The sequence below is a fragment of the Novosphingobium sp. THN1 genome, assembly GCF_003454795.1.
In the GTDB taxonomy this organism is placed as follows: Bacteria; Pseudomonadota; Alphaproteobacteria; order Sphingomonadales; family Sphingomonadaceae; genus Novosphingobium.
The window spans coordinates 468,325-488,710 of the sequence record NZ_CP028347.1; the positions used below are offsets into that span (position 1 = coordinate 468,325).

Here is a 20,386-nt window from a genome sequence, read left to right on the forward strand (position 1 = left end):
GCGCCAGAGCACGGTCTAGCCGCCGCGAGACCGGCGGAAGCCTGCAGCCTGGGCCTCTGCCTCGGTGCAGAAAAGCCGCTCGGGGCGCGTGCCGTCATAATAGTTCATGCCGGGCAGGTAGTAGATGTATTCGCCGTTACGCTGGCTGACGTTGCCCTTGATGGCGCAGCCGAAGGCGTTGCGATAGACTTGACCCCCGCTCGCCCGCGTGGATCGGGCTGCCCCTTGCGCTTTCGGGCTGACGCTGGCCGCGATACGGGCTTTGGGATGGGCCTTCCTCCAGTCTGATGGCGAATCGAATGTGCCACCCCAGATGCCGGCCTTCGTGGTCTTCACGCCCTGTTCCAATTCAAGATACGGCACGTCGCCGGGGCTGTTTTCGATGGCAACGGCAAACCCGGCGGCGACCATGGCTTCGGACAGGTCCCGTTCGGAGATCATGCACTCGCCAATCGCAAAGCCCTGTGCGTTCTGGCCGCGGACCCTGCATTTCACCTCGCCCTCCTGCAGCAGCAAGCCGAGATGACGCTTCGCCTCTGCGCCGCAGTCCCAGTTCGTTTCGCCGCGCGCGCATTTCTGGCCGAGTTCGGGGGCATCGATTGCGAACAGGCGGATGCGCTGGCCGGTCATGTCGATCGTGTCGCCATCCAATGCCGTGGCATTGCCGCTGATGATCTGCGCGGCAGCGGGGAGCGGGATCGTGGCAAGCAGCAGGGCAAGGAAGGCACGCAAAGGGAATTCTCCTGAACGGGGCAGGCCATCCCTTTGCGCAAGCAGGGTTAGGATTTGGTTTGCGCCTGCAGGGCCTCGAGCGCTTCGAATTGCGATTGCAGCGCGCGCTGGCGGGCATTGGCGCGAGCGAGGCTGCGGCGCTTTTGCCCAAGTTGTGCGCGTGTCCTGCGCCAGACCGCCAGGCTTTCGAACCATTGCGCGATGAATTCGAAAAGGCCGCTGCCGCGCAGACGCATGGGGCGTGCGAGCGCGGCAGCGGGGTGGGTTCGGCCACGGTTGCGGAGGCTGTGGCCGAAAGGGGTTGAGGCAAGGTTTCGGGGACTTCGGGCTCCAGCGCCAGCGCGCGGTCGAGCAGGTCGATCGTGGTCATGGGTGCTGGCGGCTCCACTGGCGGGGGAGCGGCTGAGGTTGCCGCCACCGTTTGCACGGCCCCGGTGCTACTGCGCCGTTGCGGCTTGCTGCGGGTGGTCTTTCTGGCGGATGGCGGGCGGCGTTTGACGCTCTTGCCCTTGGCGACCTTGGCGGGCTTCTTCGGTGCGGGTGGGACCGGCGCTTCCGGCCACGGGATGCTGGCGATGACCGCGCCGCGCGGGGCGGGAAGGATCAGGTGCTGCGGAAATGCCGGCGGATCTGGCTGGCGCAGAAGGAACGAGGGTTCCCGCCGCCCCCGCGCAGACATTGGCGCCAGAGGCACTTTCCCCTTCGGTGATGCCCCACCCTTCGGTGAAGCCCTTCCCTTCGATGACGCCCTGCCACTGGTTGAAATCTTCGGAGGACGAGGACGCGAGGCTACGCGATTGCGGACTGTGTGCATGGCAGTTCCCCCAGACGAGGTTCCTTGCCGATGGATGCTGACACAATGCGACTCGGGTGCGAACGGGAGATGGATCGGAAACCGAACGGTCTGCGTTTTTCCTAACGAAATACGCATTCAAGCGGCGCGCAATTACGTAGCGCCTGGCCAGAAACGGCAACGGCCCGGCGTGCTGATGCGCGCCGGGCCGTCAGAAATCCCGCCCTTGCGAGCCGGATCAGTCCGAAATGGAGATCAGCCTTCGGCCTTCTTCTTCGGCGCAGCCTTCTTCTTGGGAGCAGGCGCATCTTCAGCGGCGGCTTCGGCAGCAGGGGCTTCATCAGCCGCCTTCTTCTTGGGAGCGGCCTTCTTCTTCGGCGCTTCCTCGGCAGCCGGAGCAGAAGCTTCCTCGGCCGGAGCTTCGTCCTTGGCAGCCTTCTTCTTGGCCGGAGCCTTCTTGGCAGGCTTTGCCGAAGCGGCAGCAGCGCCTTCCTCGGCCTCGATCGCGGCCTGCAGCTCTTCCTTGGTCACTTCGCGCTCGGTGACTTCGGCCTTGTCGAACAGGAAGTCGACGACCTTGTCCTCATAGAGCGGCGCGCGCAGTTGGGCGGCGGCAAGCGGTTCCGAACGCACGTAGTCGACGAAGCGCTGGCGGTCCTGCTCGCGATACTGTTGGGCAGCCTGACGGATCAGCATTTCCATTTCCTGCGAGGAAACGGTCACGCCATTGGCTTGGCCGATTTCCGACAGGAGCAGGCCGAGGCGCACGCGGCGTTCGGCGATCTTGCGGTAATCGTCCTTCTCGGCCTCGATTTCCTTCAGGGCTTCTTCCGGGTTCTCTTCGTTCTGGGCTTCCTGCTGAAGCTGGGCCCAGATCTGCTCGAACTCTGCATCGACCATCGAAGGCGGCACGGCGAAGTCGTGACCGGCGGCAAGCTGATCGAGCAGCGCGCGCTTCATCTGGGTGCGGGTCAGGCCGGCAGTTTCCTGCTCGAGCTGGCCGCGAAGCAGGGTCTTGAGCTGCTCGAGGCTTTCGAGGCCGAGCATCTTGGCGAATTCGTCGTTGGCTTCGAATTCACCGGGGTTCTTCACCGCCTTGACCTTGATGTCGAAGGTGGCTTCCTTGCCCTTGAGGTTTTCGGCCGGATAGTCTTCCGGGAAGGTCACGGTGATGACGGTTTCGTCACCGGCCTTCACGCCGACGAGCTGTTCCTCGAAGCCGGGGATGAAGCGGCCCGCGCCGAGTTCGAGCGGGGTGTCTTCAGCCGCGCCGCCTTCGAAGGCAACGCCATCGACCTTGCCGAGGAAGTCGATGATGATCTGGTCGCCGTCCTTGGCCTTCGCGCCCTTCTTGGCATCGGTGAAGGACTTCTGGCCGGCGCCGATGCGGGCGACGGCTTCGTCGACTTCGGCTTCGGTGACGGGCACGGTCAGCTTTTCAAGCTTGAGGCCATCGAGCGCAGGCGCTTCGATCTGGGGCAGGACTTCGAGCTCGACGGTCAGCTCGGCGTCCTTGCCTTCGTCATAGCCTTCGCCGAGGGCGACGGCGGGCTGCATCGCGGGGCGCAGCTTGTTGTCGGCGACCAGCTTGTCCATCGCTTCGCGGATGGTGGTGTTCAGGGCTTCCTGGTGAAGCTGCGCGCCGTGCATCTTGCGCACGAGGTTGGCGGGCACCTTGCCGGGGCGGAAGCCGGGCATGCGCACCTGCGGCGCGATCTTCTTGACCTCACCTTCGACCCGGGCGGCAATATCGGCCGCGGGGATGGTGACGGTGTAGGCGCGCTTCAGGCCCTCGTTGGTGGTTTCGACGATCTGCATCCTGATCCAACTTTCATGTATGTCACGCGCATGCGCGGGAAAAGCTGACTCGGACGCCGGCGCGCGGACTGGTGCGGGCGAAGGGACTCGAACCCCCACATCTTGCGATGGCAGGACCTAAACCTGCTGCGTCTACCAGTTCCGCCACGCCCGCATCCGGCGAAAAGCGAGCGGTGCCCCTATCGCAGTGGCTTGAAAAGGGCAAGCGCCTTGGAATTACTGCGTGGAACAGTGTATGAGGAGGCGAGTTGGGGAAGAAAGCTCGAACCTTTCAAGGAGCCGCACGATGGCCACGACCCCCGATTCCCCGCAACCCGACCGAATCGAACCCCAGTCCCCGCCCGAAAGCCCGCCGGTGACCGAACCGGACGGCGTGCCGCCGGTTATCCAGCCCGATGAAGCGCCGGTGGTCGAGCCGGATCAGGTTCAGCCGGGCGCGCCGCAGGAGGTGCCGGCTGCGCCGGATTAGCTGCAAAAATTGAGAAGTAGGCCACGTATCCGCACACAAGAGTTACGAAAATCAGTGAAACGACTGGGCGACTGTTCGCAGTCCTCAGGCGAAGGTTCCCGAGACGAATCTGCCATTTGGTCATTTCAAACTCTGAAGGGTTTTCGAGCTTATATCTCAGATAATCAATATCATCGTGATTAACCGAATATTTTTCAAGTATTCTACTATACTTAGCCGAGTAGTCGATGAACTGATCTATGCTTAAACTCCCGCGCATTGCTTTTATTTCTCGCCTCAACTCTTTAAGCTCCAAAGCAGATCTATGATACTGCTCAGCATTGACAATATCCCCACTTGAATACTGCAGAAGCGATGAAACAAGAACTACCACCGCCATTGCAACAGTGACAAGATTGATTCTATCTGAAACACTCTGACTGCTTTTTATGATGTATGGAAGAACGGTTAAAATAATAATGTAAGCCGACGAAAACGCCGTAAGACTTGTCAAAGATCGATCACGGCGCTCAAGCCGCTTTGCCGCTGCAAAGCGCGAACCGGCTGTGCTCCGGATATTCCACAAGAGGTTGTCGATCTGATTTACAAGATCAGATTTCTCGCTGTTTTGATCTGCTCCATTGGTTGGACCCTCATTTTCCATCAAACGCTCCAAAATTGGCAATCTCTTATAAATTCCGAATGTAGGCTTCGAACAAGCTCATCGTAGTTAATGCCTTTGGGCTTCTTTGGGAAATGGCTCCCTCCCCGCACACTCCAGACAGTAAGCCCTGATCCCGCCGCCTTCCATCAGGCGCATCACATCGGCCTGCATCCGCGCCAGCAGGCCCTGCTGTTGCGCCGCCAGCGCGCCCGCGAGGTCATGCGCCCGTGCCTCGGGCGCTTCGCCGGTTTCCATTTGGCGGAGGAGCTGGGCGAAGGGGCTGGGTTCGTCGGCGATGTATTCGGCGTGGAAGGTTTCGGCCTTGGCCTGTTTGGCAACCCAGGCCACCGCATCGTCGAGGCCGCCGAACTGGTCGACGAGGCCGAGCTGGCGGGCGGTGCCGCCGTCCCAGATGCGCCCTTGGGCGATCTTGTCGATGTCGCCTGCGGACTTGCCGCGCGCCTTGGCGACGAGACCGAGGAAGCGGCCGTAGGTCTGTTCGACCTGTCCCTGCAGCAGCGCCTCCACCTGCGGGCTGAGGCCGCCCAGGAGATCCGGCTGGCCCGAGAGCGGGGTGGTGCGGATCGAATCGGTGGTGACGCCATATTGCGGCAGCGTCTGTTCGAGCGTGGGCAGCACGGCGAAGACGCCGATCGATCCGGTGATCGTGCTCGGTTCGGCAAAGATGCGCTGGGCGGGCGTGGAGACCCAGTACCCGCCGCTTGCGGCAAGGCTGCCCATCGAGACGGCGACCGGCAGGCCCTTGGCCTTGACCCGCTCCACCGCCGCACGAATGCGTTCGGAGGCCATGACCGAACCGCCCGGCGAATCGACGCGCAGGACGAGCCCTGCGTAATCGTCGCTCTGCGTCACGCCGTCGATCAGATCGGCAATGCGGTCGCCCCCCGCCGTGCCGGGGCCAGCATCGCCATCGACGATCTCGCCCGCGACGGTGACGACGGCGACGGCCTTGCCCTGTTTGGGCGCGGACTTGTCGGCCAGATAGACCGGGAGTTCGGTGGCCTTGAACGCGCCAAGCCCCTCTTCATCATCCGCACCGACGATCTGGGCGACGCGCTGGCCGAATGCCACGCGGTCGCCGATCTTGTCGACAAGGCCGGACTTGAGCGCAGCCTGCGCGGCATCGTTGCCGTTGTCACGCACCCACTTCGCCGGGTCGGTGGTGGCAAGCGTGAGGTCAGCCTTGGGACGGGCCTTCTTCACCTCGTCCTGCCAGTTCTGCCACAGCGTGCCATAAACGGCCTGCATCGCCTCACGCGCCTCGGGCGACATTTCGGCGCGGATATAGGGTTCGACCGCGCTCTTGTAGGTGCCGACCTTGAAGACGTGGACGTTGGCTTTCAGCTTGTCGATCAGGCCCTTGTAGAACAGCAGCGTGCCCCCGGGGCCGCTGATGGCAACGCCGCCCATGGGATCGACCCATGCTTCGGACGAGTGCGCGGCAAGCTGCATCGCATCGTCGGTGTAGATCAGCGCGCGGACGAGGACCGGCTTCTTGGCCGCGCGCACCTTGTCCATCGCCGCGCCGATCTGGCTGAGGTGGACGGCGGACCCGCCGCCGAAAGCTTCGAGATCGAGCACGACGGCCTTGATGCGCTTGTCGTCAGCCGCGGCGGCAATGGCGCGGGATACGTCGCGCGCGGTGTATTCCGGCTCAGGCGTTTGCCCTGACAGCAATTGCGTGGGCGAAACCTCGCTCGCTTCTTCCACCACGCGGCCATCGAGCGGCAGGTACAGCGCACCTTCGCGGACCATGCCGGGGGCGGGCCGCAGCGTGAGGACGGTGTAGAGTCCTGCAAAGAACAGGAGCAGGAACAGCAGGACGAGACCGTCCTTGATGGCGACGAGGATCTTCCAGACCGATTTGGCAAAGCTCATAGGGCGCAGACTATTGTGGACGGCGGTGCAAAGCCAGCGGGAAACGGCTTGAGAATGGCGGGCCTGCCCTCTAGGGAACTGGCTTTAATGCAAAGCTCAACCCACCCCAAGCGGGCCGCTATCCAGCGGGCGGCCTCGCCTTCCCGCACCGTGACCTGACCGGCATCGGCCAGCTTGCGCGCCACGAGATTCTCTACCTCCTCGACGAGGCGGAGCAATGGGTGGAGCTGAACCGGCAGCCGAAGAAGAAGACCGATCTGCTCAATGGTCTGACGATCATCAACGCCTTCTTCGAGAACTCGACCCGCACGCTCCTGAGCTTCGAGATCGCGGGCAAGCGGCTGGGCGCGGACGTGGTCAACATGCACGCCGCCACCAGCAGCGTGAAGAAGGGCGAGACGCTGATCGACACGGCGATGACGCTGAATGCGATGCGCGCCGATGCCATCGTGATCCGCCATGCCAGCTCGGGCGCGGTGCGGCTGATTGCCGAGAAGGTCGATTGCCCGGTGCTGAATGCGGGCGACGGGCAGCACGAGCATCCGACGCAGGCCCTGTTGGATGCGCTGACCATGCGCCATGCGCTGGGGCTGCCGGTGGGATCGGACCTCAACGGTCTGAAGGTGACGATCTGCGGGGACATCCTGCACAGCCGCGTGGCGCGATCGAACATCCTGAGCCTGACCGCGCTGGGCGCCGACGTGCGGGTCTGCGCGCCGCCCGCGCTGATGCCGGCCGAGATCGAGGCGATGGGCGTGACGCCGTTCCATGATTTCGACGCGGCATTGAAGGGCGCCAACATCGTGATGATGCTGCGCCTGCAGCAGGAGCGCATGTCCGGCCAGTTCATCCCCTCCCCGCGCGAATACCGCCATCTTTATGGCCTGACGCCGGAGCGGCTGGCCAGGGCCGAGCCCGATGCCTTCGTGATGCACCCGGGGCCGATGAACCGCGGCGTAGAGATCGATTCGACCGTGGCTGACCACCCCACGCGCAGCCTGATCACGCGGCAGGTGGAAATGGGCGTGGCGATCCGCATGGCCTGCCTTGAAGTGCTGACCCGCAGGGCACGCGGCGTGCCGGGTTGGGCAGCTGAGGGAGTTCCGGCATGATCGCACAACCTCTGACGATCACTGGCGGTAAGCTGGTGCTGGCGTCGGGCGAGCCGGTTGCGGGTGCGCTGCGCTGCGAAGGCGGGCGGATCGTGGCTGTCGGCGATGTCACGCCGCAGGATGGCGACGAGGTTTTTGACGCAGGCGGCAAGCTGATCGCGCCGGGTCTGGTCGACCTTGGCGTCTTTGCTATCGACAAGCCCGCGTTCCACTTCGGCGGGATCACCCGGGCGGCGCTGATGCCGGATCAGAGGCCGGTGCTCGACCATCCGGCGCGGGTGCGCTTTGCCGCGCAGTCGGGCAAGCCGGACATGTGGGTTCACCCGCTGGCCGCAGCGACGCGCGGGCTTGAGGGCACGGAACTGGCCGAGCTGGCGCTGATGCGCGATGCCGGGGCCAAGGCAGTGGCGACTGGGCGCGGCTGGATCGCGGATTCGGGCGTGATGCTGCGGCTGCTGCGCTATTGCGCGATGCTCGGGCTGGTGGTCGTGACTCATGCCGAGGACGCAGGGATCACCGGCAGCGCGGTGGCGACGGCGGGCGACGTGGCAACGCGGCTGGGCCTGCCGAGCGCCCCTGCCGAGGCCGAGGCGCTGGCCGTCGCGCGCGACATTGCGCTGGCCGAGCTGTCCGGCGCGCATGTGCATTTCCGGCAAGTGACGACGGCGCGGGCGCTCGATCTGGTGCGGGCGGCCAAGGCGCGTGGCGTGAAGGTGACGGCGGGCGTGACGCCTGCGCACTTCATCCTGTCGGACCTCGAACTGGTCGGGTTCCGCACCTTCTGCCGGATGTCGCCGCCGCTGCGGCAGGACGCAGACCGCAAGGCGGTGATCGCGGCGATTGGCGATGGCACGATCGACGTGATCTCGTCAGGCCACGATCCGCGCGGCCCGGAAGACAAGCGCCTGCCCTTTGCCGATGCCGAACCGGGCATGGCCGGGGCCGAAACGCTGCTGCCGCTGACGCTGACACTGGTCCGCGATGGCGTGATCACCATGACGCGCGCGTTCGAACTGCTCTGCGCCAATCCGGCGCGGCTGCTGGGCGTGGAGGCCGGGCGGCTCGAAACCGGCATGGAAGCGGATATCGCGGTGGTCGATGCCGCGCGTCCGTGGATCGTCAATTCCGACAAGATGGCAGCTGCGGCGGGCAATACCCCGTTCGACCGCCGTCCGGTCGAGGGCCGCGTGACCGCGCTGTTCAAGGGCGGCAAGCAGGTCAGCTGACGCGAGAAGGGCGCGGGACCCTTTGGTCCCGCGCCCCCCGCCCGCTCTCACACGGTAACTTTCGAAGTTCAGCGCTTGGCCATGCGGCTTTCGGCCGGGCGCTGCTGACCGGGCATGGCCGGCGCATTGCCGCGCAGAACCAGGCACACGCCGCCGCGCGACTTGACCGATCCGCACATGCTGCTGGCCGATGCCTGTCCGCCAAAGCCGGCAGCCTGCACGCGCCAGAACTGCTTGCCATTGACCGAGACCTTCGTGGTCACGTTGGTGAAGCCCTTCAGTTCGGGGTTGCGCGCGGTGTAATGGCGCCAGGCGCGGCGCGCGCCCTCGGGCGTTGCGAACGAGCCGAGCTGGACGAGATGAGTGCCAGCCTTTGCAGGAGTCGCGACGGGCTTTGCGGCGACTGGTGCCTTGCGCGCCGGAACGGTCGCGGGGCGAACATAGGCCTGTGCAGCAGCCGGTTGCGAGGCGGGCAGATCGATCAGAGCAAGCTGTGCCTGCTGCGATTGCGACGAGGAATCGGCAAGCGACGGTGCTGGTGCCTCAGGCTCGGTCGCAGGCAACTCCTTGACCGCAGCTTCCGCGAGCGCCGGTGCGGCGGCGGCGGCTTCTGGCTCCACGCGGGTGGCAGCTTCTGCGGCCAGCTGTTCCGTCGCCGGGAAGTTCGCCAGTGCCAGCGCCTGCGGCTGGCCGGTGTCACCCCGCAGCGGCACGCCGAGCAGCCCGGCGACGCGATCGCGGGTGCGTTCGGAATAGCCCATCAGCGCCCACTGTTCCATGCGATCGCCAAGCTCGCTGGCCGGCACGTCCTGCGCGGCCATGGTGCGGGCTTCGCGCCACTGGCCGGACAGCGCATAAGCAAGCGCGAGGTTCTGGCGGACCTTGGGCGTGTTCTCGCCACCGCGCAGGGCCTGGGCGAGGATCTGTGCGCCCTGCTGCGGCTGCCCGGCAAGCGCCAGCGCGAGGCCGTAGTCCGAAGCGGCAAGGCTGTCGCGATAGGAGTTCAGGGTGTCGATCGCTTCGGCATGGCGGCCGAGCGCGATATCGGCGAGCGCCAGGCTGAGCGCGGTACGGCTCGAGTCTTCGCCAAGCTCCATCGAATCGTCATAGGCCTGGCGCGCGGATTCGAAGCGGCCCGCCTTGAGGTAGGCATTGCCGAGCAGCACGCGATAGGCGGCGTTGCGCGGATCGGCCAGCACGGCCTTTTCGGCATTGTCGATCGCGGCCGTCGTGGTGCCCTTGGCCAGCGCGGTCTGGGCCGACGATGCGTACTTGTCGGGGTGAGCGCCGCCGCTGGCGCAGCCGGTCAGGACGCCGGCGGCCAGCGCGGTGGACATCACCAGGCGAGCGGCGCGATTGGGTGCGAAGGCGGTGATCATGTCCATGGTTCCCTCAGGCGTCAGTTGCGCGTCACGGCGCGGCGGGCGAGGTCTTCAAGCCCGGGAAGTTCGGCGAGAAAGCGGTCGAGCGCCTCGGTCACCAGTTCCTGCGCGCTGCGATCTTCGAGCGTGCAGGCCAGGCGCAGGCGCATGTGGCGGTAGTTGTCGAGGCGCAAAGTGAAGGCAGCCTTGCGGCCTTCCTGCAGCGCGGAGCGGACCGGCTTGCCGCCCTTCACACGGCTGCGCGCAATCTTGACCGACGCCACCGACGCAAATTCGCCGGGCTGCGCGGGCTTTGCGAAGGCGGCAACCTTCTCGGCCAGCGACTCGATCTGCTGGACGACAACCGGCTGCTCCATCTGGGCCGGGGCGGCGATCTCGGCGATGTCTTCGCCAAGGTCGTTCCAGCCCAGATCGTCCTGCGAGACGAACTGGCTCTGCTCTTCGTAGCTGATGGCCAGTTGCGGGCGCATGGCCGGACGGGCAGCGCCCTTGCGGGCGAGCAGGCTGGGCGAAAGCGAGGCGAGAGGCTTGGAAGCGCTCATGGGCCGCGCCTCCTCAGGAACCGACGACGCGGCGGCCGAAGCCACCCATCGGGCGCGGCGCGCCAGCCATCGGGATCGCGGCGGCCTGCTGCGGCACGGCAAAGACCGTGCGGCGGAAGTTCTTTTCGAGGCGCTCGGAAATGTAGGTCCACAAGGCAGCGACTTCTGCCGCCGACTTGCCGCCGGGATCGCATTCCATGACCGTGCGGCCATCGATCATCGAGGCGGCAAAATCGGTGCGGTGGTGCAGCGTGACCGGGGCCACCGTGCCGTGCTGCGAAAGCGCCACGGCAGCTTCCGAGGTGATGCGCGCCTTGGGCGTGGCGGCGTTGACAACGAAGATCAGCGGCTTGCCGGCGCGATCGCACAGGTCAACCGTGGCACCGACGGCGCGCAGGTCGTGCGGGCTGGGGCGGGTTGGCACGACGATCAGTTCCGCAACCGAGATCACCGACTGGATCGCCATGGTGATGGCCGGCGGCGTATCGATGACCGCGAGCTTGAAGCCCTGCTGGCGCAGGATCACGAGGTCGGAAGCAAGGCGGGCGACAGTTGTCTGGGCAAAGGCCGGAAATTCGGCCTCGCGCTCGTTCCACCAGTCGGAAAGGGAGCCTTGCGGGTCGATGTCGATCAGCACGACCGGCCCAGCTCCAGCGCGCTGGGCCTGGACGGCGAGGTGACCGGACAGCGTGGTCTTGCCCGATCCGCCTTTCTGCGATGCCAATGCCAGTACGCGCAAAGCCAAACCCCCTGATAGTCGCACCTCGCAATGATGCAGGCGCACGCCACGTTCTCTTCGCGTCCGGATTCGCAGATCGGACTGAAATTTCGGTTAACGTCGGCTCCATTCCGGAGACGGCCGACTGCGGATCTGGCATGAAGAACGTCGGGGCTTACGCGCTTTTCGGGCCACAGACCGTCGCTAAGACTTCGCTAACGCCTCGTTGACTATACCGCCCGCGCAGCAAGGCCGGAATCGCAACCGGGCACAGACCCGAACAGGGTGGCTGCGGGTTGCAGTAACGATCACGATGTGACTTTTCACTGGCATTTCACCGGGACGGACTTTGGCGACCATGAGAAACTTCGAGCGCATTTCCAGTCTGGCGATCACCGCTGCGGCAATGGCGCTTGCCGCCGCTGCGGCGATGGCGCTTGCCGCCGCTCCGGCACTGGCCGACACCAAGGCGGGCGTCGAGGCATGGTCGCGCTGGGAGCATGAAGCGGCGGTCAAGGAATGGCTTGGCCCTGCTGCCAGGGGCGATGCCGATGCGCAGTTCAACATGGGGCAGGCCTACAAGCTGGGCAAAGGCGTGCCGCAGGACCTGAAGCGGGCCGAAGCATGGTATCGCAAGGCCGCCGAACAGGGCCATATCAAGGCGTCCGACACGCTGGGGCTGTTGCTGTTCCAGGACAATCGCAAGGCCGAGGCCGCGCCATTCCTGCAGGCATCGGCCGAACGCGGCGAACCGCGCGCAATGTACATCCTGGGCATTGCGCACTTCAACGGCGATACGGTGGGCAAGGACTGGGTTCGCGCCTATGCGCTGACCAGTCGCGCCTCGTCGAGCGGCCTCGAACAGGCGACGCGGGCGCTGGCGATGATGGACAACATGATCCCGCTGGAACAACGCCAACTTGGCGTATCGCTGGCGGCGGATCTTGAGCAGAAGGCACAGACCAAGCGGTCCGAGCAGTTCGCAGCGGCCGATCTGGGTGCCAAGGCCATGCCGACCGCCCCGGTCCGTTCGAGCGTTCCGACGGGCTCGCTGGAGAAGGCAGACGTGCCTCCATCGGTCATCACTGCAGGCGCTGACTTTGCCAATCCAGTGCCGATGCCCGCCCCCAAGCGCGTGGTCGGCAGCAATGCCCCGGCAGCAAAGCCGGTCGCAGCCAAAGCATCATCGGGTGCGGTGCATATGGCGGAACTTCCGGCGGCAAAGCCGGTCGCCGCCAAGGCGCCGAAGCCTGCTGCCTCTGCTCCTGTTCCCCTGCCCCCAGGCCAAAGGCAACTGGCGCGTCCAGCTGGGCGCATTCGGCGTCAAGGCCAACGCGGATGGGCTGTGGAGCAAGGTCAAGGGACGGCCTGAACTGGCAGGCCATGGCCGCATCGACCTTCCGTCCGGCTCGGTCACGCGCCTGCTTGCCGGGGGGTTTGCCGGACCGGCCGATGCAGACAAGGCTTGCGGCGCGCTCAAGGCTGGCGGCTTCACGTGCCTGGTGGTAAAGCCCTGATGGCTTGGCCGAGGATATACCCCTACCCGCATAGAGGCGATGGATTTCCTGCGCGGCGTGGCCGTGCTGGGCATTCTGGCGATCAATGTCACCGGGTTCTGGGGCCTTCGCTCGCAACCTTCTCGCCTGCGATTCCTCATGCCGAGCCTGCCGCGTACGGCTGGTTTGCCTTTGCCTTCGTGGTGTTCGAGGGCAAGATGCGGGCGCTGTTCAGCATGCTGTTCGGCGCCAGCATGGTGCTGTTTGCGCAAGCTGCCGAGCGCAAGGGTCTGGACCCTGACGCTGCACAAGTCCGGCGATTGCTGTGGCTCGCACTGTTCGGCTACCTGCACTTCGCGCTGCTGTGGTGGGGCGACATCCTGTTTCTCTACGCGCTGTGCGGAATGGCCGCGCTGCTGCTGCGCCGGCTGGAGCCGCGACAGCTGGTGCTGATCGCCCTGCCCTTCTACGTCTTGGTTCACGTTATCGAAGCGCTGACCGCCCTGCCCGGCGCGCTGACCGAGCAGGCAGTACTGGCGGGCACTGCGTCCCCGCCCGACGTTGCCGGACATGCCGCGATGGTAGGGCGCATCGCCGCATCGGTGGCCAAGGACACCGCTGTTTTGAACGCGGGGTTCCTCCAGGCGATCTGGCTCAAGCTGACCGACTCCCCCTGCAACCTCTTACCACGACGCTTTCGACCTTTACCGAGACAGTACCGCTGATGCTGCTGGGCATGGCCATGGTGCGCGGCGGGTTCTTCACGGACTGGACACGCCCGCAGCTGGCGATGCTGGCCGGGTCGGGCATCGTGATCGGTGGGGTCCCGACCGTTTTGGCGATACGTTGGCTGGAAGGGCACGGCTGGCCACCGCAGGCGATGTTCCTGGCAATCGAGGACGGCATGGCCCTGCCGCACCTGCTGATGGCGCTGGGCTATGCCGCCTTGCTGGTGCTGATCTTCCCGACCGTGCGGCAGTGGCGGATCGGCAAGGCGCTGGCGGCGGCGGGGCGCTGTGCGTTCAGCAACTATCTTGGCACGACCGTGCTGATGACGGCGATTTTCTCTGGCTGGGGCCTTGGCCTTGGGCCGGAGCTGCCGCGCGTCTGGCTTCCGGCGTTCGTGCTGCTGGGATGGGCGGCGATGGTCCTCTGGCCGCAGTGGTGGCTGCGGCGCTTCGGGCAGGGACCGCTCGAGCGGCTGTGGCGGCGGCTGGCACTTCCCGCACGTTAACCACGATTGATAACCTACCAGATGCCCGCCGTCCCGAGGCGGGACGCGGTGGGATCGGGACTCGCAAGCCCATGCGTTAATGCCTATTCCTTAACGGGAAAGGAGTGGCGCGAATGGCTGGGCAATCGGGTTGGTGGACGAAGCGCTGGGTGCGAATGCCATTGGGCGTGATCGCCACGGGCGCCGCTTCGCTGCTCGCCTTCCACGCTGGGCAGGACATCGCGCAAGTCGCATTTGGCAGCGGCGCCGCAGAAGCCGCGCCTGCCATGGTACCCCCGCACAAGCCGGTTCCCGCCGTGGCGCAAAAGCCGGTAGACGGGCCGTTCGTGGTCAAGTCGATCCTCCCGATCAACGAGCCGATTCGCTTCGGCAAGTTCTACTGGGACGAGACCCGCGCACCGGCATCGGGCAAGCTGGTGGTGACGGTGGACCTGACCGCGCGGGTCATCTCGGTATTCCGCGACGGGCACGAGATCGGCGCGGCGGCGATCCTCAAGGGTTATGGCGAGAAGCCGACGCCGACCGGCATTTTCCCGATCACCCAGAAGGATGCCGACCACGTCTCAAACATCTACGATGCGCCGATGCCGTGGATGATGCGGCTGACCAACGACGGTGTATCGATCCACGGCAGCAAGGTGGAAAAGGGCTATGCCACCAACGGCTGCATCGGCGTGCCCGATGCCTTCGCCGAAAAGCTGTTCCGCATCGCCTCGCTCGGCGACAAGGTGATCGTCACCGATGGCAAGACGATGCAGGTGGGCGACCCGATCCTGGCGGGTGAGCACGCGGGCTGAGGAAAGCCCACCCCCGCCCCCTCCCGCTTGCGGGAGGGGAGAGGAATGATCAGGCCAGGCCCTTGCTCGTGCTGGTGCGAGAGGCGTCGCCGACCGAGCTGCCCCCGTCGACATCGAGGATCGCGCCGGTGACGTAGCTGGCGGCAGGGGTCGAGAGGAACACTGCCGCTTCGCCGATTTCGTAGGCCGTGCCCCAGCGCTTCATCGGGATGCGGGCATAGTGTGCCTGCCGGGTGGTCTCGTCCGGCGCGAGGCGGGCCATGCCTTCGGTGTCGGCGATTGGCCCCGGCGAGATCCCGTTGACGCGCACGTCCGGCCCCCATTCGATCGCCAGCGTGCGGACAAGCTGGTTGATCCCGGCCTTGGCCGCGCAGGCGTGGGCCTGCATCGCCATGGCCTGTTCCGCCTGCCCCGCGGTTATGGCGATCAGCGAGGCGCCGGGGCCCAGCAGTTCGTGGCAACCGCGGAACACGTTGAACGTGCCGAGGAGGTCAATGTCGACCACGGTCTTGAAGGCATTGGCCGACATGCCGAGGACAGGCGCAAGGAAGTTTCCCGCCGCGCCCGAGATGACGATATCGAGCGCGCCGATTTCATCGCGCACGGACTTCATCGCCTCGCAGATCGCGCCGTAATCGCGCACGTCAGCCGCGCGCCATACCGCGTCACGGCCGATCTCGGCGGCAGCATTGGCGGCCTTTTCAGGATTGCGGCCGAGCACTGCCACGCGGGCGCCGAGTTCGGCAAAGCGCTTGGCAATGCCGAGGTTGATGCCACTGGTGCCGCCGGCAATGAATGCGGTCTTGCCGGCAAGAACATCGTCACGGAAGGGGGACTGGGTCATGCGGAAATCCTCACCGGGGGCCATGCGGATCGCGCCGTCGAGACGGATCGCCTGGCCGTTGAAATAGCTGTTGCGGACCAGTTCCATGGCAAGACTGGCGAACTCCTCGGGCTTGCCGAGGCGCTTGGGGAACGGGACCGAGGCGTTGAGGCTGTCGAGCACCTTGTCGGGCAGGCGGCCGAGCAGCGGCGTGCCGAAGATGCCGGGCATGATGGCGTTGACGCGGATGCCGAGGTCCATCAGGTCGCGCGCCATTGGCAGGACGAGGCCGTTGACCCCGGCCTTGAGCGAACCATAGGCAACCTGCCCCACCTGCGCATCCTGCGCCGCGACCGAGGCGGTAAGAATGATCGTGCCCCGCTCGCCGTCTTCCAGCGGATCGAGGCTGGCCATGCCCAATGCCGAGAGGGAGGCGACCCGGTAGCTGGCGATCAGGATGCCTTGCGCGGCGTATTCGTAGTCCTCGGTGGAGAGCCTTGTGAACTCGCCGGTCTCGCGGTTGCGGCTGACAGTCTTGCCCTTGCGATGAGTCATCGCGCAGTGGACGCAGACCCGCTCCCGCCCGTGGGCCGCCCGGGCCGTGGCGAAGCCTGCGACGACCGAGTCCTCCGAGGTGATGTCGACCTTGCAGAACAGGCCGCCGATGGCCTGCGCCACCGCCTCGCCCTGCTCCTCGTTGACGTCGAAGATCGCGACCTTCACACCCGCCGCTGCCAGAGCTTCGGCTGTCGCGCGACCGAGACCGGAGGCGCCGCCGGTGACGACTGCGCTGATCGATCCGTCGATCTTCATGCCAGCATGCCTTCGAGGCGCCCACGGATGATGCTTTCAGCGTCGCCGATGATGCGGTCGATCAGCTGCTGGCAGGTCGGGATGTCATGGATCAGGCCCTGCACCATGCCGGCCCAGAACACGCCCTTGGTCAGGTCGCCGGTTTCGAGCAATTGCTTGCCTGCGCGACCGTTGACCAGCTCCTGAACGTCCTCGAACTTCGCGTCCGGCTGCGACAGGCGGCGGACGACTTCCTCGGACACTTCGCTGCGGCCGACGCGGGCGGTGTTCTTGAAGTTGCGGAAGATCAGGAAGCTGCCGCGCTCGTCGTTGTTGATATAGGCCTGCTTGACGTTGTCGTGGATCGGCGCTTCGACCGTGGCACAGAAGCGCGTGCCCATGTTGATACCCTCGGCCCCGAGCGAAAGCGCTGCAACAAGGCCGCGCCCGTCACCGAAGCCGCCCGAGGCGAGCATCGGGATCTTCACCTTGTCAGCCGCTGCCGGGATCAGGATGAGGCCGGGGATGTCGTCCTCTCCGGGGTGCCCGGCGCATTCGAAACCGTCGATCGAGATGATGTCGCAACCGGCGCGCTCGGCCGAAAGCGCGTGGCGCACGGCGGTGCACTTGTGCAGGATCGTCACGCCATGGGGCTTGAGCATCTCCCAGATCTCGCGGACCGCCTGCGTGCCCGCCGTCTCGACGATCTTCACGCCCCCGTCGATGATCGCCTGGGCATAGGCCTTGTAGTCGGGCGAATTGACGGTCGGGAAGATCGTCATGTTCACGCCGAAGGGCTTCGCGGTCATGCCCTTGGTGCGCTCGATCTCATCACGCAGGGCTTCAGGCGTTGGCTGGGTCAGCGCGGTGATGATGCCGAGGCCGCCGGCGTTGGAGACCGCGGCTGCCAGTTCGGCATAGCCCACGTTCATCATGCCGCCCTGCACGATCGGATGCTCGATCCCGAGCATCTCGGTAATGCGTGTCCTGATCGCCATTCCTGCCTCTCCCAAAGCTGCGTTTAACTGATCGGTTAAACTGACTCAGGGCGGTTGGCAAGCGGGGTCAGAGAATATCGTAGCCCTCGCCAAGCGAGGCACGCAGCTTGTCGAGCGCCTGCGCCTTCAGCTGGTGCACACGCGGGATGCTGACGCCGAGGACTTCGGCGATTTCGGCAAGGTTCAGCTCCTCGACAAAGTAGAGCTGGATGATCATTTGCAGCCGTTCGGGCAGGTCGGCGATCGCCGAGGCTACTGCTCCGCGCATTTCGTCGTCCGCGAGCATGGCGAAGGCATCCGGGCGATCGTCGGCAAAGGCGGCATTGCTGTCGGAATAGGCATCGTCGATCGTTTCGAAACGCAAAGGCTCATCTGCGGCCTTCTGGTCGGCCAGCTCGCGTTCGGTCAGGCCCATGGCGGCGGCTAGTTCGGCGTCGTTGGGCGGGCGGCCGAGATCGTTGGTCAGCGCGGTGGTTCTCTCGCGCAGGAGGCGGCGGCGTTCGGTTGCTGAACGGGAGAGCGGGGTGGAGCGGCGAACGAGGTCGACCATGGCGCCACGCACGCGCAACTTGGCGTAGGCGGCGAAGCCGTCTTCGGTCGGGCCGTCGTGCCGCTGGGCGCATTCTGTCAACGCCACGAGGCCGGCCTGGATGAGGTCCTCGATCTCGATCCCGGCGCGGCCCGAGCCGTGGACGTGCCAGGCAAGGCGCTTCACCAGTGGCAGGAAGCGGCGGATACGGTCGGCGGCCTCGTTCTGCGCATAGGCGCGGGCGGCGGCAAAACCGCGGTGGTCGTGTTTCATGCGGCAAGTCCCTCAGGAATTGGCAGCTCTGGACGGGCAGGTTGTTGCGGCGGCGCCTCGCCTCCGATCACGGAGATGACCTCGATCGGCTGCGAAGGCGGCAGTTCTGAAATCGACATGACCAGGCACCCTGGCGCACGCAGGCGCAACAGCGCGGCGAGCGGGCGGCGGGCGCGGGGCTGGACGATCAGGGCAATGGACGGCGCGGCAGGCCCGCGCTCGGCAATCAGGGTGGAGATGCGCTCGCCGATGCCGCGCGCGAGATCGGGCTCGATCACGGGTTGGCCGGTGGCGGGATCGTGCATTCCGCCAACGATCATCTGTTCGAGCCCGGCTTCGAGCGTGACGACAGGCAGGCACTCGTCCGGGCCGCAGATGCGGCCGACAATCATGGCGCCAAGGTCGGCGCGCAGCAGGTCCACCAGACGGTCGTGGTCGTTCGTCTGCTGCAGCGCTTCGCTCAAGGCCGAGAGGATCGGCAGCGGGTGGGCGATGGAAATGCCATCGTCGAGCAAGGCGTGGAACAGGCGGGTAAGCGCACCAAGCGACATCGGCTGCGGGTGGATCGTCTCGACAAGGCCTGCGGCGCGCTCCTTGACGCCTTCGAGAATGGCCTTGACCTCGTCGGGACCGAGCAGCGCCGATGGCCGGTCGCCCAGAACCTGGTTGAGGTGGGTGGCAACGACGGTGCTGGCATCGACCGTGAGGAAGCCCTCGGCGATGGCCAGATCGCGCTGTGCCGGGTCGATCCAGATGGCGGGGCAGCCGAAGCTGGGATCGCGGGTGGCTTCGCCACGCAAGCCATGGTCGGGACTGGCATCGCCCGCGTCGATGGCGAGGATCTTTTCGGGGCGCATGTCGGCAATGCCGACGGGCACGCCGCCCAGCAGGATACGGTAGGCATTGGCGCCAAGTTCCAGTGAATCCCGCACGCGGAACTGGGGAACGATGAAGCCGAAGGCCTGGCTGAGCTGCTTGCGCACGCCGGTAAGCCTGGCGACCAGCGGCGAGCCACGCCGCTCGTCGACCAGATGGATCAGGCCATAGCCCATCTCGATGGTGACAAGGGTGTGGTCGCTGACCTCGTCGAGCGTGATGCGGTTCGGATCAATCGGCTCGGGCGCAATGACTTCCACCGGGGCGGGACGGTCGGCGCGCTTCTTGAGCGCCCACCACAGCCAACCGGCAAGCGCGGCGGCAGGCAGGAACACTATCTGCGGCATCGCCGGAATCGCACCTATCGCGCCCATGATCACGGCAACGGGAAGCCAGATGGCAGGGTTGGCGAACTGGCCGCCGATCTGGCCGGTCAGGTCGCGGCTGTCGGACACGCGGGTGACGATCACGGCAGCGGCGATCGACAGCAGGAGCGAGGGGACCTGCGCCACCAGCGCATCGCCGATGGCCAGCGTGATGTAGAACTCTGCCGCCTGCGATGCCGTCAGTCCGTGGCTGACCATGCCAAGGCAGAAACCGGCGATGATGTTGACGCCCAGAATCAGCAGGGCGGCGATGGCATCGCCCTTCACGAACTTGGACGAACCGTCCATCGAGCCGTAGAAGTCGGCCTCGGTCGCGACTTCGCGGCGGCGGGCCTTGGCTTCGTCGGCCGTGAGCAGGCCGGCGGCGAGATCGGAGTCGATCGCCATCTGCTTGCCCGGCAAGGCATCAAGGGTGAAGCGCGCGGACACTTCCGAGACGCGGCCCGCGCCCTTGGTGACGACGACCATGTTGATGATCATCAGGATCATGAACACGAATAGGCCGACTGCGAAGTTGCCGCCGATCAGGAACGCACCGAAGGCTTCGATCACATGGCCCGCTGCCGCGCCGCCTTCGTGGCCGTTGACCAGCACGATGCGGGTTGAAGCGACGTTGAGTGCCAGACGCAGCAGCGTGGCAAACAGCAGGACGGAGGGAAACGCCGAGAAATCGAGCGGCTTTTCCGCATTCATCGCCGCCATCAGGATGGCGACCGAAAGCGCCATGTTCAGCACGAAGAACACATCGAGCAGGACGGCCGGAATCGGCACGACCATCAGCACGATCAGCATCAGGATGCCGGCAGGCAGGGCCATCGCGGCGGGGGAGCCGAAGCGCTTCAGCATGG

Annotated in this window: 20 protein-coding genes, 1 tRNA gene and 1 pseudogene; 8 read left to right on the plus strand and 14 right to left on the minus strand. The window is 65.7% G+C overall.

The genetic code is table 11. From position 1 onward, the window contains the following. Positions 1–15: 15 nt before the first annotated feature. A complete protein-coding gene (locus C7W88_RS24580) occupies positions 16–630 on the minus strand; it encodes a thermonuclease family protein (RefSeq protein ID WP_370073220.1) in 615 nt (204 codons plus the stop codon). On the opposite strand from C7W88_RS24580, the gene C7W88_RS23340 reads away from it, so the two are divergent. After that, positions 523–747 (plus strand): hypothetical protein, encoded by a 225-nt coding sequence (locus C7W88_RS23340; protein WP_240344775.1) that lies wholly within the window; start codon positions 523–525, stop codon positions 745–747. The genes C7W88_RS24580 and C7W88_RS23340 overlap by 108 nt on opposite strands. A gap of 32 nt (positions 748–779) precedes the next feature. Here C7W88_RS23340 and C7W88_RS22485 read toward each other — a convergent pair whose 3' ends face one another. The 5 genes from C7W88_RS22485 to sppA all read right to left on the minus strand — a co-directional run bounded on the left by C7W88_RS22485 (position 780) and on the right by sppA (position 6,354). Further along, on the minus strand, positions 780–968 hold the full coding sequence (locus C7W88_RS22485; RefSeq protein ID WP_162895872.1) for a hypothetical protein: 189 nt from the start codon (positions 966–968) through the stop codon (positions 780–782). Between the two features lie 812 nt (positions 969–1,780). Further along, a complete protein-coding gene (tig, locus tag C7W88_RS02390) occupies positions 1,781–3,343 on the minus strand; it encodes a trigger factor (protein WP_118072357.1) in 1,563 nt (520 codons plus the stop codon). Positions 3,344–3,412: 69 nt separating this feature from the next. Then, positions 3,413–3,497: transfer RNA gene (locus tag C7W88_RS02395), tRNA-Leu, on the minus strand. 229 nt (positions 3,498–3,726) lie between these two features. Then, positions 3,727–4,455, minus strand: coding sequence for an SLATT domain-containing protein (locus tag C7W88_RS02405; RefSeq protein WP_162895873.1), 729 nt, complete (start codon positions 4,453–4,455; stop codon positions 3,727–3,729). A 66-nt stretch (positions 4,456–4,521) separates the two neighbouring features. Then, the gene (sppA, locus tag C7W88_RS02410) at positions 4,522–6,354 is read right to left on the minus strand and encodes a signal peptide peptidase SppA (protein WP_118072359.1); all 1,833 of its coding nucleotides are present in this window, start codon (positions 6,352–6,354) and stop codon (positions 4,522–4,524) included. A gap of 155 nt (positions 6,355–6,509) precedes the next feature. Here sppA and C7W88_RS02420 point away from each other — a divergent pair, with 155 nt between their 5' ends. Together C7W88_RS02420 and C7W88_RS02425 are read left to right on the plus strand one after the other, a co-directional pair. Then, positions 6,510–7,466 carry an aspartate carbamoyltransferase catalytic subunit gene (locus C7W88_RS02420; RefSeq protein ID WP_118072361.1) on the plus strand — a complete coding sequence of 319 codons (957 nt, stop codon included), beginning with the start codon at positions 6,510–6,512 and terminating at the stop codon, positions 7,464–7,466. Next, positions 7,463–8,692, plus strand: coding sequence for a dihydroorotase family protein (locus C7W88_RS02425; protein WP_118072362.1), 1,230 nt, complete (start codon positions 7,463–7,465; stop codon positions 8,690–8,692). Before C7W88_RS02420 ends, C7W88_RS02425 begins: the two co-directional genes overlap by 4 nt. Positions 8,693–8,760: 68 nt before the next feature. On the opposite strand, the gene C7W88_RS02430 is transcribed toward C7W88_RS02425, so the two are convergent. From C7W88_RS02430 to C7W88_RS02440, 3 genes are read right to left on the minus strand one after another with little or no spacing between them, the layout of a single operon-like run. Further along, on the minus strand, positions 8,761–10,071 hold the full coding sequence (locus tag C7W88_RS02430; protein WP_162895874.1) for an SPOR domain-containing protein: 1,311 nt from the start codon (positions 10,069–10,071) through the stop codon (positions 8,761–8,763). Positions 10,072–10,091: 20 nt separating this feature from the next. Beyond that, positions 10,092–10,616, minus strand: coding sequence for a hypothetical protein (locus C7W88_RS02435; RefSeq protein WP_118072364.1), 525 nt, complete (start codon positions 10,614–10,616; stop codon positions 10,092–10,094). 13 nt (positions 10,617–10,629) lie between these two features. Continuing rightward, positions 10,630–11,355, minus strand: a complete 726-nt coding sequence (locus tag C7W88_RS02440) for a ParA family protein (RefSeq protein ID WP_062345813.1) — start codon at positions 11,353–11,355, stop codon at positions 10,630–10,632. 337 nt (positions 11,356–11,692) lie between these two features. Between C7W88_RS02440 and C7W88_RS02445 the strand changes: the two genes are divergently transcribed. The 5 genes from C7W88_RS02445 (at position 11,693) to C7W88_RS02455 (ending at position 14,861) form a co-directional block, all read left to right on the plus strand. After that, on the plus strand, positions 11,693–12,706 hold the full coding sequence (locus C7W88_RS02445; RefSeq protein ID WP_370073172.1) for a tetratricopeptide repeat protein: 1,014 nt from the start codon (positions 11,693–11,695) through the stop codon (positions 12,704–12,706). Continuing rightward, a complete protein-coding gene (locus C7W88_RS24585) occupies positions 12,678–12,851 on the plus strand; it encodes an SPOR domain-containing protein (protein WP_370073221.1) in 174 nt (57 codons plus the stop codon). Before C7W88_RS02445 ends, C7W88_RS24585 begins: the two co-directional genes overlap by 29 nt. Before the next feature lie 182 nt (positions 12,852–13,033). Further along, the gene (locus C7W88_RS23350; RefSeq protein ID WP_240344776.1) at positions 13,034–13,555 is read left to right on the plus strand and encodes a hypothetical protein; all 522 of its coding nucleotides are present in this window, start codon (positions 13,034–13,036) and stop codon (positions 13,553–13,555) included. Continuing rightward, complete coding sequence (locus C7W88_RS23355) at positions 13,555–14,064, plus strand: DUF418 domain-containing protein (RefSeq protein ID WP_240344777.1); 510 nt, start codon at positions 13,555–13,557, stop codon at positions 14,062–14,064. The genes C7W88_RS23350 and C7W88_RS23355 overlap by 1 nt, the downstream gene beginning before the upstream one ends. Before the next feature lie 113 nt (positions 14,065–14,177). After that, entirely contained in the window at positions 14,178–14,861 is a 684-nt protein-coding gene (locus C7W88_RS02455; RefSeq protein WP_205525238.1) for a L,D-transpeptidase family protein, read from the plus strand. 49 nt (positions 14,862–14,910) lie between these two features. Here C7W88_RS02455 and C7W88_RS02460 read toward each other — a convergent pair whose 3' ends face one another. The 5 genes and pseudogenes from C7W88_RS02460 to C7W88_RS02480 all read right to left on the minus strand — a co-directional run bounded on the left by C7W88_RS02460 (position 14,911) and on the right by C7W88_RS02480 (position 20,384). Then, a complete protein-coding gene (locus C7W88_RS02460) occupies positions 14,911–15,705 on the minus strand; it encodes an SDR family oxidoreductase (RefSeq protein WP_118074528.1) in 795 nt (264 codons plus the stop codon). A 15-nt stretch (positions 15,706–15,720) separates the two neighbouring features. Continuing rightward, positions 15,721–16,497 (minus strand): annotated as a pseudogene (locus C7W88_RS02465) (SDR family oxidoreductase); the annotation flags it as partial. After that, entirely contained in the window at positions 16,494–17,474 is a 981-nt protein-coding gene (locus C7W88_RS02470) for a nitronate monooxygenase family protein (protein ID WP_118072366.1), read from the minus strand. The pseudogene C7W88_RS02465 and the gene C7W88_RS02470, both read right to left, overlap by 4 nt. Positions 17,475–17,541: 67 nt before the next feature. Then, positions 17,542–18,276 (minus strand): sigma-70 family RNA polymerase sigma factor, encoded by a 735-nt coding sequence (locus C7W88_RS02475; RefSeq protein ID WP_118072367.1) that lies wholly within the window; start codon positions 18,274–18,276, stop codon positions 17,542–17,544. Further along, entirely contained in the window at positions 18,273–20,384 is a 2,112-nt protein-coding gene (locus C7W88_RS02480) for a flagellar biosynthesis protein FlhA (protein ID WP_118072368.1), read from the minus strand. The genes C7W88_RS02475 and C7W88_RS02480 overlap by 4 nt, the downstream gene beginning before the upstream one ends. Positions 20,385–20,386 lie beyond the last annotated feature (2 nt).

What these genes read in the sequence shown, in the direction of transcription:
- C7W88_RS23340 (WP_240344775.1), top strand. Translation starts at nt 523, where the DNA reads ATGACGCTTCGCCTCTGCGCCGCAGTCCCAGTTCGTTTCGCCGCGCGC.
- C7W88_RS24580 (WP_370073220.1), bottom strand. Translation starts at nt 630, where the DNA reads ATGACCGGCCAGCGCATCCGCCTGTTCGCAATCGATGCCCCCGAACTC.
- C7W88_RS22485 (WP_162895872.1), bottom strand. Translation starts at nt 968, where the DNA reads ATGCGTCTGCGCGGCAGCGGCCTTTTCGAATTCATCGCGCAATGGTTC.
- tig (WP_118072357.1), bottom strand. Translation starts at nt 3,343, where the DNA reads ATGCAGATCGTCGAAACCACCAACGAGGGCCTGAAGCGCGCCTACACC.
- C7W88_RS02405 (WP_162895873.1), bottom strand. Translation starts at nt 4,455, where the DNA reads ATGGAAAATGAGGGTCCAACCAATGGAGCAGATCAAAACAGCGAGAAA.
- sppA (WP_118072359.1), bottom strand. Translation starts at nt 6,354, where the DNA reads ATGAGCTTTGCCAAATCGGTCTGGAAGATCCTCGTCGCCATCAAGGAC.
- C7W88_RS02425 (WP_118072362.1), top strand. Translation starts at nt 7,463, where the DNA reads ATGATCGCACAACCTCTGACGATCACTGGCGGTAAGCTGGTGCTGGCG.
- C7W88_RS02430 (WP_162895874.1), bottom strand. Translation starts at nt 10,071, where the DNA reads ATGATCACCGCCTTCGCACCCAATCGCGCCGCTCGCCTGGTGATGTCC.
- C7W88_RS02435 (WP_118072364.1), bottom strand. Translation starts at nt 10,616, where the DNA reads ATGAGCGCTTCCAAGCCTCTCGCCTCGCTTTCGCCCAGCCTGCTCGCC.
- C7W88_RS02445 (WP_370073172.1), top strand. Translation starts at nt 11,693, where the DNA reads ATGAGAAACTTCGAGCGCATTTCCAGTCTGGCGATCACCGCTGCGGCA.
- C7W88_RS23355 (WP_240344777.1), top strand. Translation starts at nt 13,555, where the DNA reads ATGCTGCTGGGCATGGCCATGGTGCGCGGCGGGTTCTTCACGGACTGG.
- C7W88_RS02455 (WP_205525238.1), top strand. Translation starts at nt 14,178, where the DNA reads ATGGCTGGGCAATCGGGTTGGTGGACGAAGCGCTGGGTGCGAATGCCA.
- C7W88_RS02460 (WP_118074528.1), bottom strand. Translation starts at nt 15,705, where the DNA reads ATGACCCAGTCCCCCTTCCGTGACGATGTTCTTGCCGGCAAGACCGCA.
- C7W88_RS02470 (WP_118072366.1), bottom strand. Translation starts at nt 17,474, where the DNA reads ATGGCGATCAGGACACGCATTACCGAGATGCTCGGGATCGAGCATCCG.
- C7W88_RS02475 (WP_118072367.1), bottom strand. Translation starts at nt 18,276, where the DNA reads ATGAAACACGACCACCGCGGTTTTGCCGCCGCCCGCGCCTATGCGCAG.
- C7W88_RS02480 (WP_118072368.1), bottom strand. Translation starts at nt 20,384, where the DNA reads ATGCTGAAGCGCTTCGGCTCCCCCGCCGCGATGGCCCTGCCTGCCGGC.